At 74.9% G+C, this 14,355-nt stretch carries 11 protein-coding genes and 1 pseudogene; 10 read left to right on the top strand and 2 right to left on the bottom strand.

Annotated elements, in window-relative coordinates; translation table 11 throughout:
* Nucleotides 1–40: 40 nt before the first annotated feature.
* The 3 genes from AB0P35_RS23410 (at nucleotide 41) to AB0P35_RS23400 (ending at nucleotide 5,831) form a co-directional block, all read left to right on the top strand.
* Nucleotides 41–556 (top strand): hypothetical protein, encoded by a 516-nt coding sequence (locus AB0P35_RS23410; protein WP_363513719.1) that lies wholly within the window; start codon nucleotides 41–43, stop codon nucleotides 554–556.
* A gap of 128 nt (nucleotides 557–684) precedes the next feature.
* The gene (locus tag AB0P35_RS23405; RefSeq protein WP_363513716.1) at nucleotides 685–3,150 is read left to right on the top strand and encodes a SpoIIE family protein phosphatase; all 2,466 of its coding nucleotides are present in this window, start codon (nucleotides 685–687) and stop codon (nucleotides 3,148–3,150) included.
* 68 nt (nucleotides 3,151–3,218) lie between these two features.
* On the top strand, nucleotides 3,219–5,831 hold the full coding sequence (locus AB0P35_RS23400) for a bifunctional FO biosynthesis protein CofGH (protein WP_363513713.1): 2,613 nt from the start codon (nucleotides 3,219–3,221) through the stop codon (nucleotides 5,829–5,831).
* Between the two features lie 43 nt (nucleotides 5,832–5,874).
* Here the strand turns inward: AB0P35_RS23400 and AB0P35_RS23395 are convergent, their stop codons facing one another.
* Both AB0P35_RS23395 and AB0P35_RS23390 read right to left on the bottom strand, forming a co-directional pair.
* The gene (locus tag AB0P35_RS23395) at nucleotides 5,875–6,801 is read right to left on the bottom strand and encodes a hypothetical protein (RefSeq protein ID WP_363513710.1); all 927 of its coding nucleotides are present in this window, start codon (nucleotides 6,799–6,801) and stop codon (nucleotides 5,875–5,877) included.
* A gap of 60 nt (nucleotides 6,802–6,861) precedes the next feature.
* A complete protein-coding gene (locus tag AB0P35_RS23390; protein ID WP_363513707.1) occupies nucleotides 6,862–7,482 on the bottom strand; it encodes a TetR/AcrR family transcriptional regulator C-terminal domain-containing protein in 621 nt (206 codons plus the stop codon).
* A 65-nt stretch (nucleotides 7,483–7,547) separates the two neighbouring features.
* Between AB0P35_RS23390 and AB0P35_RS23385 the strand changes: the two genes are divergently transcribed.
* The 7 genes and pseudogenes from AB0P35_RS23385 (at nucleotide 7,548) to AB0P35_RS23355 (ending at nucleotide 14,306) form a co-directional block, all read left to right on the top strand.
* Nucleotides 7,548–8,141 (top strand): peroxiredoxin-like family protein, encoded by a 594-nt coding sequence (locus tag AB0P35_RS23385; protein ID WP_363513704.1) that lies wholly within the window; start codon nucleotides 7,548–7,550, stop codon nucleotides 8,139–8,141.
* 319 nt (nucleotides 8,142–8,460) lie between these two features.
* Complete coding sequence (locus AB0P35_RS23380; RefSeq protein ID WP_363513701.1) at nucleotides 8,461–8,964, top strand: methylated-DNA--[protein]-cysteine S-methyltransferase; 504 nt, start codon at nucleotides 8,461–8,463, stop codon at nucleotides 8,962–8,964.
* 69 nt (nucleotides 8,965–9,033) lie between these two features.
* Nucleotides 9,034–9,876 (top strand): PP2C family protein-serine/threonine phosphatase, encoded by an 843-nt coding sequence (locus AB0P35_RS23375; protein WP_363513698.1) that lies wholly within the window; start codon nucleotides 9,034–9,036, stop codon nucleotides 9,874–9,876.
* Nucleotides 9,877–9,944: 68 nt separating this feature from the next.
* Nucleotides 9,945–10,511: a GNAT family N-acetyltransferase gene (locus tag AB0P35_RS23370; RefSeq protein ID WP_363513695.1), complete on the top strand. Its 567-nt coding sequence runs from the start codon at nucleotides 9,945–9,947 to the stop codon at nucleotides 10,509–10,511.
* A gap of 492 nt (nucleotides 10,512–11,003) precedes the next feature.
* Nucleotides 11,004–11,390: pseudogene (locus AB0P35_RS23365) on the top strand (transglycosylase family protein); the annotation flags it as partial.
* Nucleotides 11,391–11,710: 320 nt separating this feature from the next.
* On the top strand, nucleotides 11,711–12,943 hold the full coding sequence (locus tag AB0P35_RS23360; protein WP_363513692.1) for an aromatic acid exporter family protein: 1,233 nt from the start codon (nucleotides 11,711–11,713) through the stop codon (nucleotides 12,941–12,943).
* A 319-nt stretch (nucleotides 12,944–13,262) separates the two neighbouring features.
* Nucleotides 13,263–14,306 carry a glycoside hydrolase family 19 protein gene (locus tag AB0P35_RS23355; protein WP_363513814.1) on the top strand — a complete coding sequence of 348 codons (1,044 nt, stop codon included), beginning with the start codon at nucleotides 13,263–13,265 and terminating at the stop codon, nucleotides 14,304–14,306.
* The last annotated feature ends 49 nt before the right edge of the window (nucleotides 14,307–14,355 follow it).

The following is a 14,355-nucleotide window of genomic DNA, read 5'->3' as shown; positions in this document are numbered from 1 at the left end:
AGGACCGATCCTCCCGGCCCCACCGACATCCAGGAGCCCCATGAACCGCCGCCTCGGCACTCTCGCCCGCCCGGCCCTGGCCGCCCTCGCGCTCGGCCTGCTCGCCGGCTGCTCCGCACGGCCCGCGGACGACCCGCAGCCGGCCCCGGTGCCCGCGGTCTCGCTGCCCGCGCCCAAGCAGGCCGCCGCCCCCGCGGCCGCCCTCGCCACCCCGCCCGGCCCCGGCGAGGTCCGCGTCGAGGACGGCCCCTTCACCGACCGGGTCCGCCTCACCGGCCTCCGGCTCGACCAGGGCAAGGCCGTCACCGGCCACCTCACCGTCACCTCGGACGTCAGCGACGTCCTCGCGCTGGAACTGCGCGCCGCCTTCTACGACACCGGGGGCGCACTCGTCGGCACCGGCACCTTCCACTACCAGGAAGAGGAGGAGTCCTCCGGCCGCCACGACGGCCCGCACGCCGGCCGGGAGGGCATCGATCTCACCGTCGCCGCCGACCACCTCACCGGCACCCCGGCCGGCGCCGTCCTCTCGCTCCCCGTCCTGGTCAACGAGTAGCCGCCGCGCCCCGCCGGGCCCGGGCACGGTTGAGCCCGCCCCGGCCGCGGGCCATGCTGGAGGGTGCACGCGCGGGCCCGGGCCCCGCACGGGCGCCGGCGGCCCCGGCGACGGCGAGAAGAGCACCGATGGACGACACAGGCGGCTCAGCGGAGAGCGAAGGTTCCTCCCCGCCGGGGACCGCTGCGGCCGTCATCGGCCCGGACGGTCTGCTCACCGCCTGGAGCCCCGGCGCCCGAGACCTGCTCGGCCACCGCCCCGAGCAGGCGATCGGCCGCCCCGCCGCCGACCTCCTCGCCGACCCACCGCCCGCCACCGCGCGCCGCGCACTCGCCCGCGGCACCGACTGGCGCGGCCTGCTCGCCCTGCGCCACCGCGACGGCCGGACGGTCGAGGCCCTCGTGCACGCCACCCCGCTGCACACCGCCGCCGGCACCCCCGCCTGGACGGTCACCGCCGCCCCCGCGCCACCGCCCGCCGCAGACACCCCCACCGCTCCGGCGGACGCCGCCGAGGAGCGCGCCGGGCCCGGCCGGCTCCGCGAATGGGCCTTCACCCAACTGCCGATCGCCGTCGGCATCTACGACCACGAGACCCGACTGGTCGGCGCCAACGACGAAGTGCTCCGGCTGCTGGGCGAGGGCGACGAACCGGTCGGCCTGCTCATGGCGGAGATCGCCGACCGCTGGTCCGGGCTGCCGCACGCCCGCCTCGCCGCACTGATGCGCCGGGTGCTCTCCGGCGGCGAGACCGTCCGCGCCGACCACCTCTTCCGCACCCCCGGCGAAGCCGGCGCACACGCCTGGACGACCGTCCTCTACCCGCTCAAGGGCCCCGACGGAGGCGTCCGGGGCGTCGCCGTCGGCGGCCTCGACACCACCGACGAGTACCGGGCCCGCCGCCGGCTGGCCCTCGTCAACGCCGCCGGACTGCGCATCGGCACCACCCTCGACGTCACCCGTACCGCCCAGGAACTCGCCGACGTCGCCACCGAGGACTTCGCCGACTTCACCAGCGTCGACCTGCTCGACAGCGTCTTCCTCGGCACCGAACCGGGCACCCGCCCCGCCACCGGGCCCGCCGTCTTCCGCCGAGCCGCCGAGCAGTCCGTCCTCATCGGCTGCCCCGAGTCCGCCGTCCAGCCCGGCCAGACCGACCACCTGCCCGCCGACTCCCCGATGACCCGCGCCCTCGCCACCGGCCGGCCCTCCCGGCACCGCGTCGACGACCCCGACATCCAGCGCTGGCTCACCGTCGACCCGGTGCGCGCCCAGCGGATCGCCGAGTCCGGCACCCACTCGCTGATCATCGCCCCGCTGCTCGCCCGCGGCACCACCCTCGGCATCACCCTGTTCGCGCGGCACCGCACCGAGGAGGACTTCGACGCCGACGACGTGCTGCTCGCCGAGGAACTCACCGCCCGCGCCGCCCTCAGCATCGACAACGCCCGCCGCTACACCTTCGAACGCAACACCGCGCTCGCCCTGCAGCGCAGCATGATGCCGCACCGCGCGCCCCGCCAGGCCGCCGTCGAGGTCGCGTACCGCTACCTGCCCGCCGGGCCGCAGGCCGGCGTCGGCGGCGACTGGCTCGACGTCATCCCGCTCTCCGGCGCCCGGGTCGCCCTGGTCGTCGGCGACGTCGTCGGCCACGGCATCCAGGCCACCGCCACCATGGGCCGGCTGCGCACCGCCGTCCGCACCCTCGCCGACGTCGACGTACCGCCCGACGAACTCCTCACCCACCTCGACGACCTGGTGCTGCGCCTCGACCGGGAGGCCGACCCGCGCACCGCCGACGCCGACGGGCGCGAGGCCGGCGACATCGGCGCCACCTGCCTCTACGCCGTCTACGACCCGATCTCCCGCCGCTGCACCCTCGCCCGCGCCGGACACCCCGGGCCCGCAGTCGTGGGCCCCGACGGGCAGGTCGACTTCCCCGAACTGCCCGCCGGGCCCCCGCTCGGCCTCGGCGGCCTGCCCTTCGAGTCCACCGAGCTGGAACTCCCCGAGGGCAGCGTCCTCGCGCTGTTCACCGACGGCCTGGTCGAGGCCGTCGACCACGACGTCGACCACGGCATCGAACGGCTCGCCCGCGCCCTCGCCGCCGGCGGCATCTCGCTCGAGGACACCTGCGACGAGATCCTCCGCCTGCTGCTGCCCGAGGCCCCCGAGGACGACATCGCCCTGCTGCTCGCCCGCACCCGCGCCCTCGACACGTCCCAGGTCGCCACCTGGGACGTGCCGCCCGACCCGGCCGTCGTCTCGCACGCCCGCAAACTCGCCTCCGAACAGCTCGCCGTCTGGGGCCTCGACGAGTACGCCTTCGTCACCGAACTCGTCGTCAGCGAGCTGGTCACCAACGCCATCCGCTACGGCCGGCCGCCGATCGAACTGAGGCTGATCCACGACACCAGCCTGATCTGCGAGGTCTCCGACACCAGCAGCACCGCCCCCCACCTCCGGCGGGCCCGCACCTTCGACGAGGGCGGCCGCGGCCTGCTCCTGGTCGCCCAGCTCACCCAGGGCTGGGGCACCCGCCACACCCCGTTCGGCAAGACCATCTGGACCGAGCAGGCCCTGCCCGAGATGTGACCGGCGCCTCGCGGCGTGTGACCCACACCGCGGCCCGTGCCGTCGACCCCGGCCGATATCGTCGGCCCATGAACGCCTCCGAGCCCGAGCAGACCGCAGCCCCGGCCCCCGTACCGTCCGCCGCACCCACCGCGTCCGCGATGCGCAGAGCGCTCCGCCGGGCCCGGGACGGCGTCGCGCTGGACCAGGCCGAGGCCGAGGTACTGCTCCAGGCCCGCGGCGCCGACCTCACCGACCTGTGCGCCTCTGCCGCCCGCGTCCGGGACGCCGGACTCGCCGAGGCCGGCCGGCCCGGGGTGATCACCTACTCGAAGAAGGTCTTCATCCCGCTCACCCGGCTCTGCCGGGACCGCTGCCACTACTGCACCTTCGTCACCGTGCCGGGCAAGCTGCGCCGGGCGGGCGAGGGCATGTTCCTCTCGCCCGACGAGGTGCTCGACATCGCCCGCCGGGGCGCGGCCATGGGCTGCAAGGAGGCCCTGTTCACCCTGGGCGACCGGCCCGAGGACCGCTGGCCGGAGGCCCGCGAGTGGCTGGACGCGCACGGCTACGACGACACCCTCGCCTACGTGCGGGCGATGTCGATCCGCGTCCTGGAGGAGACCGGGCTGCTGCCCCACCTCAACCCGGGCGTGCTCGGCTGGACGGACTTCCAGCGGCTCAAGCCCGTCGCACCCTCCATGGGCATGATGCTGGAGACCACCGCCGAACGGCTCTGGTCCGACCCCTCCGGCCCGCACCACGGCTCGCCCGACAAGGAGCCGAAGGTCCGGCTGCGGGTCCTGGAGGACGCCGGGCGCTCCTCGGTGCCGTTCACCACCGGCATCCTGATCGGCATCGGCGAGTCCTACGGGGAACGGGCCGACTCGCTGTTCGCCGTCCGCCGGGTCGCCCGCGCCTACCGCGGTGTGCAGGAGGTGATCGTGCAGAACTTCCGCGCCAAGCCGGACACCGCGATGCGCGGCATGCCGGACGCCGAACTGGAGGAGCTCGCGGCCGCCGTCGCGGTCGCCCGGCTGGTGCTCGGGCCGTCCGTCCGCCTGCAGGCGCCGCCGAACCTGGTCGACGGCGAGTTCGCGCTGCTGATCGGCGCCGGCATCGACGACTGGGGCGGCGTCTCCCCGCTGACCCCCGACCACGTCAACCCCGAGCGGCCCTGGCCGCAGATCGAGCAGCTCGCCGCCCGCACCGCCGACGCCGGCTTCACCCTGCGCGAGCGGCTCACCGTCTACCCCGAGTACGTGCGGCGCGGCGAACCGTGGCTGGACCCGCGCGTGCTGCCGCACGTCACCGCCCTCGCCGACCCCGCCACCGGGCTCGCCCGGGAGGACGCCCGGCCCGTCGGCCTGCCCTGGCAGGAACCCGAGGAGCCGCAGACCGGCTCCGGCCGCACCGAACTCCACCGCGAGATCGACACGGTGGGCCGCACCGGCGACCGCCGCGCCGACTTCGACGAGGTGTACGGCGACTGGCAGGTGCTGCGCGAGCAGGTCGCCGCCGGCGGCGCCCCGGAGCGGCTGCCCGCCGACGTGCGGCAGGCGCTCGCCGTCGCCGCCGACGACCCGACCCGGCTGACGGACGACCAGGCCCTCGCCCTGTTCGGCGCCGAGGGCTCCGCCCTGGACGCGCTCTGCGGCATCGCCGACGCCGTCCGGCGGGACACCGTCGGCGACACCGTCACCTACTGCGTCACCCGGAACATCAACTTCACCAACGTCTGCTACACCGGCTGCCGGTTCTGCGCGTTCGCACAGCGCCGCACCGACGCCGACGCCTACACGCTCTCGCTGGAGCAGGTCGCCGAACGGGCCGCGCAGGCCTGGGAGGTCGGTGCGACCGAGGTCTGCATGCAGGGCGGCATCCACCCCGACCTGCCCGGCACCGCCTACTTCGACATCGCCCGGGCGGTGAAGGAGCGGGTGCCCGGCATGCACGTGCACGCCTTCTCCCCGATGGAGGTCGTCAACGGCGCCACCCGCACCGGCCTCTCGATCCGCGACTGGCTGCAGCGGGCCAAGGAGTCCGGGCTCGACACCATCCCCGGCACGGCCGCCGAGATCCTCGACGACGAGGTCCGCTGGGTGCTCACCAAGGGCAAACTCCCCGCCTCCGCCTGGGTGGAGGTCGTCACCACCGCGCACGAGCTCGGCATCCGCTCCTCCTCCACCATGATGTACGGGCACGTGGACACCCCCCGGCACTGGCTGGGGCACCTGCGACTGCTCGCCGAACTCCAGCAGCGGACCGGCGGGTTCACCGAGTTCGTCACCCTGCCGTTCGTCCACACCAACGCGCCGGTCTACCTGGCGGGCGTCGCCCGGCCCGGCCCGACCGCCCGCGACAACCGGGCCGTCGTCGCGATGGCCCGGCTGCTGCTGCACCCGCACATCCCGAACATCCAGACCTCCTGGGTGAAGCTGGGCGCCGAGGGAGCCGCCGAGATGCTGCGCTCCGGCGCCAACGACCTCGGCGGCACGCTGATGGAGGAGACCATCTCGCGGATGGCCGGCTCCTCCTGGGGCAGCCACAAGTCGGTCCGCGACCTGGAGGCCATCGCCGAGGCCGCCGGCCGCCCGGCCCGCCAGCGCACCACCACCTACGGCGAGGTCCCGCCGGAGCGCCGCGCCGCCGCCCTCGCCTCGGACGGCCACCTGCCGACCCTGCTGCCCGTCCTCGACTGAGCACGGCCCGAGCACGGGCCGGGTGCGGGCCGGGCCGCGGCGGTCATCCCGCCGCAGCCCGGCAGGCGGCGTCGATCGCGGCGAGCGCGGCCCGCCGGTCGTCCTCCCCGTTGCGGGCGTGCCGCCAGTCCGACCAGTGGTCGTGCGCGGCCTCCCGCAGTTCGGCCAGCGCGGCGGCCGGGTCGACCGGCGGCGGCGCGAACCGGCCGAGGCTCGCGCGGACGTGCTCCTGGTGGAGGTCCGCCCAGAACCGCACCCGCCAGCCCGGCCATCGGCCGGCCATCTCGGCCGCCTGCGGCTCCATGCCCAGCAGCCACCAGCCGAGCGTGCGGGCGACCGGATCGAGGTGCAGCCCGGAACGCGCGCGAAGGTGGTGGCTGCCGCGGTCGGGTGCGCCGGCCAGCCGGTCGAGCAGTGCCGGGCCCTCGGTGACCGGGTGGCGTCCGATGCCGTCGAGCAGCAGGCAGCGGCCGGCCGCCGTGGTGACCACCGACACGTGCGGGTCGTCCTCGGCCAACTCCCCGTCCTCACCGGGCCCCAGGACCGGGCTCAGGAAGGGGGGCGACCAGCGGTCGCGGACGGGCTCCACGTCCAACCCGAGATGGGCCCGGACGTCGGCGATGCCGTCGTGGGCCCAGCGCAGCGTCCACCCCGGCCAGGCGCGGCGCAGCACCCGCTCGACAGTGGGGCGCAGCCGCTGAGAGGTCGCGGCGCCCTCGACCGTGCCGCGGAGCAGCACCCGGCGGCGCAGGTCGATCAGGGCGACGGCCTCGCACCAGCCCTCCTGGATCCAGTCGTCCTCGCCCCACGTCCCACCGGTGCCCGCGTCGTGGTGGGACCGGGCGAAGGACAGGGCGAGGTCCGGCCCCGCCAGCAGGTCGAGGTCGACGTCGATCGCGCCGTACCGCCGGTGGTAGCGCTCGAAGCCGCCGTCCTCGCGGACGACGACGAAGGTTGCCCAGTCCGTCATGGGTGGATGGTGCCAGCGCCGGTACCGGGCGGTCTTCCGATTTTGCCGGTGGCGCGTCCGTCAGGTGATGCCGAGGCCGGTGAGGAGGGCGTCGAGGGCGGTGCGGAAGGACCGGTCGGGGTCGAGCCGGGCGGCATCCTCGGCGGCGCGGCCGAGCAGGGGGAAGGTGTCGCGGGGCAGGGCGGCCAGGCCGGAGGGCTCGCGGTCGGCCGCCGCGTGGTGTTCGAGTTCCAGGGCGCCGATCAGGTGGGCGACGAGGGCGCGCAGGGCGGTGAGGCGGGCGGCGGCGTCCAGGTCGGTGTCGCCCAGCACCTCCAGGACGGCCTCGGCCCAGCGCAGGGCCGGTAGGCAGGCCGTCCGGTGGCGTACGGCCAGCGGCAGGACGCCGGGGTGTGCGGTGACGGTCCGCCGCATCAGTTCGGCGAGCCCGGTGAGGCGTTCGCGGGGGGTGCCGTGGCCGCGGACGGCGTCGAGCCGGTCGAGGACGGGGGAGAGGGCGAGCTCCGCTACGAGGCACTCCAGCTCGTCGCGGTCCTCGACGTAGCGGTACAGCGCCATGGTGCGGCGGTCGAGTTCGGCGGCGACCGTGCGCATGGAGAGCGCCGTGAGCCCGTCACGGTCGATCACGTCGAGCGCGGCGGCGGCGATCTGGCGGGTGGTCAGGGAGCGGGGGCGGGGCACGGCTTGACAGCGTACGCCATACGCTTACAGTTTTAAGCGTACGTACTACGCCTAAGAGGAGTCCGATGCCCCGCCTCCAGACCGGCACCACCGCTCCCGTCCGGCAGTTCACCGACGTCACGGGCGCGCCCGTGGCTCCGCCCGGGCTCCTGCACCTCCAGTTCCGCAGGTTCGCCGGCTGCCCGATCTGCAACCTCCACCTGCGGTCCTTCGCGCAGCGGCAGGCCGAGACCGCCGCCGCCGGGGTGCACGAGGTGGCCGTCTTCCACTCGCCCGCCGACGAGCTGCGGCCCTACGCCGACAGCCTGCCGTTCCCGCTCGTCGCCGACCCGGACCGGACGCTGTACCGGGCGTTCGGCGTGGATCGCGGCGCCCGCGCCCTGCTCGACCCCCGGGCGTGGCCCACCGTCGCCCGGGCGCTGGCCCGCAGCGTCCCGCTCGCCCTCCGCGGCGGGGAACGGCCGCCTGCGGCCCGTCCGCTCGGCGGCCGCCTCGGCCTGCCCGCCGACTTCCTGCTCGGCCCGGACGGCCGACTGCTCGCCGTCCACTACGGCGAGCACGCCGCCGACCACTGGTCGGTCGACACCGTGCTCGGCCTCGCCGCCCGGCACGCGGCAGCGAGCCCGGGTGCGACGGACCGGCAGGCCGCCGGGACCTGACACCGGATCGGGCCGCGTGGGTTTGCGCGCCGCCGGGCGGGTGAGACGGCGGACAGGCAGGCTGCCCCGTCCGGGCGGCGTCCCCGTCCCCCGTCCGCCGCCCGGGCGGGCGCCCCGCCGCAGTACGGATCCGGCCGCCGCGACGTGCCTCTCCGGCGGCCGGGTCCGACCGCCGGACCACGGCGGCCGGGAGGGAACCCGCCGAAACGCCGTGTCCGAAATCCGCCAGCCGACCCCGCCCGGCGGGCGGCACAGTGGAGGTCGACAGGACCGCGCCCGGCCGCGCGGTACCGTCAGGACCTGCGGAGAGGACAACGCCATGACCCTGTACACGACCGTCGACAGCCCGGTCGGGCCGCTGCTGCTGGTCGGCGAGGAATCCGCCACCGCCGCGGGCGGCACCGCGCTCGCCTCGGTCTCGCTGCCGGGCCAGAAGCGCGGCGCCGTCGTCCAGGACGGCTGGCGGCGGGACGACACGGCCTTCCGCGCGGTCGCCGGCCAGCTGCGTGCGTACTTCGCCGGCGAGAGCACCCGCTTCGACGTGGAGTGCACCACCCGCGGCACCGACTTCCAGCGCCGCGTCTGGGCCGCCCTGGACGCCGTCCTGTACGGCACCACCACCACGTACACGGCGATCGCCTCGGCCGCCGGGTCGCCCGCAGCCGTCCGGGCGGTCGGGGCGGCGATCGGGGCGAACCCACTGCTGATCGTCCGGCCCTGCCACCGGGTGGTCGGCGCCGACGGCTCACTCACCGGCTACGCGGGCGGCCTCTCCGCCAAGCAGCACCTGCTCGCCCACGAGAGCGCCCGCCCGGCCGGCTGAGCCCCGCCCGGCCCGCCACCGCGAATCCGGCCCCGGCCACGGCCGGGAACTGGCAGGATGAGCCGCCGAATGATCGACAACACCGAGAGCATCGACACCACCGAGTGCGGAACGTGCGGGGGCACGGTCGCCCCCGACGGCAGGTGCTGGGACTGCGGGGCCGAACAGCCCCGATTCCGGTCCCATGTGGAACAGGCCCTGGCGGGCGGGCCCGCCGGCGTCACCGACCGCGGCCGGCACCGCGGGATCAACGCGGACGCCATGGCCCTCGCCACCGCCGGCCCCTGGAACATCGGCGTCGTCTGCGACGGCGTCTCGATGGCGCCCCGCGGCGAACGGGCCGCCCGGCTCGCCGCGGACGTCGGCGCCGCGGCCCTGGCGGCACGGCTGGCGGAGGGCGTGCTCCCCGAGACAGCCCTCGTCGAATCCGCCGTCCGGGCCGGCCGCGCGGTGACCGCCCTCGCCGCCTCGACCGACGCGGCACCCGCCTGCACCTACGTCGCCGGCATCGCCGGACCGGAAGGCCTCTGGAGCACCTGGGTCGGCGACAGCCGCGCCTACTGGCTCCCCGACGAGGGCCCCGGCATGGCCCTCACCGAGGACGACTCCGGCGAACTCGACGCCCTCGCCGCCTGGTTGGGTGCCGACGCCGGCGAGCCCACACCCCGCACCCGCAGCTACCGGCCCGCTGTGCCGGGCCGCCTGCTGCTCTGCACCGACGGACTCTGGCGCCACCTCCCGTCCGCCGACGCGCTGCGCGCCACCGCCGGCCGCGCCGCCGACCCGCTCGGCGCCGCCCGCACCCTCGTCGACCACGCCCTCGCCGCCGGCGGACAGGACAACATCACCGCCCTGCTCCTCCCCGTCGCCGCCGCCGTCCCGGGCCGACCCACCGCACCCGGGCCGGACTGACCACCGCGCCTCCCCGCCGCCCGGGAATGCGGTTGCCCGGCCGTGCGCGGCGGTGGTCGAATCGCCCGGTGCCTATCCCTACCGAGACCACTCGCATGCTGTTGCGCCGCTTCACCGAGGACGACCTCGACGACCTGGCCGCGCTGCACGGCGACCCGGAGGTGATGCGGCGGATCGACGACGGGCGGCCGGTGCCGCGGGCCGTGGTCGAGCGCGAGACGCTTCCGGCGCTGCTCCGCGGCTATGCGGAACTCCCGCCGGGGACAGGTTGCTTCGCCGCGGTGGAACGCGGTTCGGGGGAGTTCCTCGGATGGTTCGGGCTGCAGCCCGCGACCAGCGTCGGGCTGAGCGGCGGCACCGAACTCGGCTATCGGCTGCGCCCCGCCGTCTGGGGCCGCGGCTTCGCCACCGAGGGCGCGCGGGCACTCGTCCGGCTGGCCTTCACCGAACTCGGCGCCGACCGGGTGGTGGCCACCACGATGACCGCCAACACGGCCTCCCGACGGGTGATGGAGAAGGCGGGCCTGCACCACGTCCGGACGTTCTTCGAGGAGTGGCCCGACGCCATCGAGGGCGCCGAACACGGGGACGTGGAGTACGCCCTCACCCGGGAGCAGTGGCTCGAGGCCGTCTGACCGGTCGGACGCCTCTCTCCCCAGCTCCGTCGTCCGCCGGCGACCGTGCCCGCGGCCCCGGACGGTCACCGGGCGGGCTCGTGCGGGCACGGTTCGTGCACCCTGTGACCTGCGCCATCCGCGGGCTACCGGGCGGGGGGCCGGATGCTCGCGGGGTGTTCGCGGGTCTTCACCGGCTGCCGACAATGTGGGCCGGCTCACCGGTGGATTCGGGTGGTGCCGGTCACATTCGGGGGGTCGGCGGGGGGTGGCGGGTGCGTGAAATGGGGCCCGGGCGGGTCGGGCTACCTGCGGTAATGGCTCGCTGAGCTGGGGGGACGTGGATTTGCTTGGCTTCGCGGTCGGTGGTCCGTAGCTTCGAAACCAGTGCGGCACACCGCCGGGCCCGATGGTCCGGTGCTGGGGATGCCGGCTCACTCCATGAACCGCAGGCCGATCGGGTCTGCTGACCCGTGCCCGGGAGCTGTTCCGGGTTCGCCCGAAGGGAACCGCATGATCTTCCGTGACGAGACCGCCGCTGCCACGTCCACCGCCACCAAGCGCAGCAGGCGTGTGCGGATGGCGGTGATGGGCGGCGCGCTGGCCGTCCTGCCGGTGGCCGGCCTCGTGACGGCGACGTCGGCCTCGGCCGCGCCGGCCTCGACCTGGGACAGGGTCGCGCAGTGCGAGTCGTCGGGGAACTGGGCGGTCAACTCCGGCAACGGCTTCTACGGCGGTCTGCAGTTCACGTCCAGCACGTGGGCGGCGTTCGGCGGCCACGCCTACGCGGCGAACGCGCACCAGGCGAGCAAGGCGCAGCAGATCGCCGTCGCCGAGAAGGTGCTGGCCGCGCAGGGCCCGGGTGCCTGGCCGGTCTGCTCGGTGAAGGCCGGCCTGACCAAGTAGGACCCCCGCGTCACCCACGGTGCGCCGGCCCGGTGACCCCGGCCCGGCACACGCCACCGCACGGCCCGTTCCCCCACCCCGGGAACGGGCCGTCGGCATGCGCGCAGATGGTGCCGGGCCCGGCGGGCCGGCGCTGCCGCCGTAGTGCCTTGCCGAGTAGCAGCGACGTGCGGGCGTGCATCGCCTACCCGTCGTGCCGGGAGAGGTACCCGGGTTCGCGGGTCCGCGGATTCGTCTCGGGCCCCGGCCACGGCACCCGGAGGGGTGCGCCGTGCCGCCCGGGTGCGGGGCGGCACTCCGGGTACAAGGGAGTGATGCGCGAACTGTGGACGAGGACGAGGGACACCGTGCGACGGTGGGTGAAGGACCCCACCGTCGCGCTGTACCTGCGGGCGACGGTCGCCGCCACGCTCTCCTACGCGGTGGCGGTGCAGCTCAGCGCCGAGCCGGCGCCGCTGACGGCGCCGCTGACCGCGCTGCTGGTCGTCCAGGTCACCGTCTACTCGACGTTGAAGACCAGCATCCGCCGGGTCAACTCGGTGATCGTCGGCGTGCTGATCGCGATCGGGTTCAGCGCCGTGGTCGGGCTGTCCTGGTGGAGCCTCGGCCTGATCATCCTGGCCTCGCTGGTGGTCGGGCACTTCGTGCGGGTGGACGAGTTCGTCAACGAGGTCGCGATCAGCGCGATGCTGGTGCTCGGTGTCACCCGGCTCGCCTCGCAGGCCTGGGACCGGGTGCTGGAGACGCTCATCGGCGCCGGCGTCGGGCTGGCGTTCAACGTCGTCTTCGCGCCGCCGGTCTGGGTCGACACCGCCGGCGAGTCGATCGAGGACCTCGCCCGCCGGGCCCGCCACCTGCTGGTGGAGATCGCCGAGGAGCTCGGCGGGCCCGCGCCGGTCGAGCAGGCCGCGGCCCGGCTGCACGAGGCCCGCCGGCTGGACCAGGCGATCGCCGACGTCGACGGCGCGCTCCGCCAGGCCGAGGACAGCCTGCGGCTCAACCCCAGGGTCAGCGAGGGCCTGCTCTCCCGGATCGTGCTGCGCACGGGCCTGGACACGCTGGAGATCTGCGTGGTCGTCATCCGCGTCCTCACCCGCTCGCTCACCGACCTGGCCAAGCGGCGGGACGGCGAGGAGCGGCTCTTCCCGCCGGACGTCACGGTGTCGATGGAGGAGCTGCTGGAGCACGTCGGCGGCGCCCTGGTGAGCTTCGCCGTCCTGGTCACCACCCAGGTCAGCCGCAGTGCCGAGGAGGCCGAGGAGCGGCTCGCCGCCGAACTCTCGGCCGCATGGGCGGCCCGTGAGAACGTCGCCCAGCAGTTGCTGCGCCACGTCCAGCAGGACCCGGAGGCCTGGCAGTTGTACGGCTCGGTGCTCGCCGAGGTCGACCGGATGCTCGACGAGCTGGCGCCCGAGCACCGCTCCCGCCGCCTGATGGAGGAGCTGGACCGGGCGTCGATGGCGAACGCCGAACGGATCGGCCGGATCGGCAGGTTCGCCGGGCTGCGCCGGCTGGCCCGTGGCGAGCGCCGGCTCCGCAAGGGCTGAGCGCCGGCTCGGCAAAGGCTGATGGCCCCCCGTCCGGCGTCCGTCCCGGTGCCTTAAGAGTTCTTAGGGTTCCCTTGAACCCCAGTACAGCCAGGCCGTCTTGACAGGTATAGACCAGTACGGTTGAGTCCTCGTCAACCCCGCAGCGGCGGCCCGGCACCCCTTCATTCGACGGTGCTCGCAGGCTGCTGCGCGGCGGTCCCTCCGTCCTCGACTCCGTGCGGCCCCCACCGCACGAAGGGGTGATCACGTGTCAGTGAAGCACCGTCTCCCGGCGAAGCGCCGGCTGTTCGCGGCCGTCGCGGCCGGTGCCGCAGCGATAGGTCTCGCGGTGGCCCTGCCCTCCTCAGCGTCGGCCGGCACCTGCGCCGCCGCCTGGAACTCCTCCTCCGTGTACACCGGCGGCATGTCCGCCTCCTACAACGGCCACAACTGGTCCGCCAAGTGGTGGACCCAGAACGAGACCCCCGGCGGCGCCTCCGGCGTCTGGGCCGACCAGGGCGTCTGCGGCGGCGGGGGCGGCAGCACGCCCACCCCGACCGGCGGCAGCTGCACCTACCCGGCCTGGGTGGCCGGCCGCACCTACACCACCGGGACGGTCGTCCAGTACTCCAACGGCAACCTGTACCGGGCCACCCACGACAACCCGGGCTACGACCCGACGATCTCCACCTGGTACTGGGAGCCGTACACCTGCTCGGGCGGCGGCAGCACGCCCACCCCGACCCAGACCTCGAACCCGGGCGGATTCCCGGTCAGCGAGGCGCAGTTCAACCAGATGTTCCCGAACCGGAACTCCTTCTACACCTACGCCGGCCTCAAGGCCGCGCTGAGCGCCTACCCGGCGTTCGCCAACACCGGCAGCGACACGGTGAAGAAGCAGGAGGCCGCCGCCTTCCTCGCCAACGTCAGCCACGAGACCGGTGGCCTGGTGTACGTGGTGGAGCAGAACACCGCCAACTACCCGCACTACTGCGACACCTCGCAGTCGTACGGCTGCCCGGCCGGCCAGGCCGCGTACTACGGCCGTGGGCCGATCCAGCTCAGCTGGAACTTCAACTACAAGGCGGCCGGTGACGCCCTGGGCATCGACCTGCTGCACAACCCGAACCTGGTGCAGACCGACTCGTCCGTCGCCTGGAAGACCGGCCTCTGGTACTGGAACACCCAGTCCGGCCCCGGCACCATGACGCCGCACAACGCGATGGTGAACGGCGCCGGCTTCGGCGAGACGATCCGCAGCATCAACGGCAGCCTGGAGTGCAACGGCGGCAACCCGGCCCAGGTCCAGAGCCGGATCAACGCCTACCAGAGCTTCACCCAGATCCTCGGCACCGTCCCGGGCAGCAACCTGAGCTGCTGACCCGCACTCGCGGGCGGGGGCCTGGCCCCCGCCCGTGGAACGTGGTGAG

Origin of the sequence: Kitasatospora sp. NPDC085879, from assembly GCF_040686255.1 — a bacterium.
GTDB lineage: Bacteria > Actinomycetota > Actinomycetes > Streptomycetales > Streptomycetaceae > Kitasatospora.
The sequence above is the reverse complement of the archived record's forward strand: the minus strand, read 5'-3'. Positions and strand labels throughout refer to the sequence as shown.

Excerpts from the sequence above, each read along its gene's own strand:
- AB0P35_RS23410 (WP_363513719.1), top strand. The coding sequence starts at position 41 with ATGAACCGCCGCCTCGGCACTCTCGCCCGCCCGGCCCTGGCCGCCCTC.
- AB0P35_RS23385 (WP_363513704.1), top strand. The coding sequence starts at position 7,548 with ATGCCCCGCCTCCAGACCGGCACCACCGCTCCCGTCCGGCAGTTCACC.
- AB0P35_RS23380 (WP_363513701.1), top strand. The coding sequence starts at position 8,461 with ATGACCCTGTACACGACCGTCGACAGCCCGGTCGGGCCGCTGCTGCTG.
- AB0P35_RS23395 (WP_363513710.1), bottom strand. The coding sequence starts at position 6,801 with ATGACGGACTGGGCAACCTTCGTCGTCGTCCGCGAGGACGGCGGCTTC.
- AB0P35_RS23405 (WP_363513716.1), top strand. The coding sequence starts at position 685 with ATGGACGACACAGGCGGCTCAGCGGAGAGCGAAGGTTCCTCCCCGCCG.
- AB0P35_RS23400 (WP_363513713.1), top strand. The coding sequence starts at position 3,219 with ATGAACGCCTCCGAGCCCGAGCAGACCGCAGCCCCGGCCCCCGTACCG.
- AB0P35_RS23375 (WP_363513698.1), top strand. The coding sequence starts at position 9,034 with ATGATCGACAACACCGAGAGCATCGACACCACCGAGTGCGGAACGTGC.
- AB0P35_RS23360 (WP_363513692.1), top strand. The coding sequence starts at position 11,711 with ATGCGCGAACTGTGGACGAGGACGAGGGACACCGTGCGACGGTGGGTG.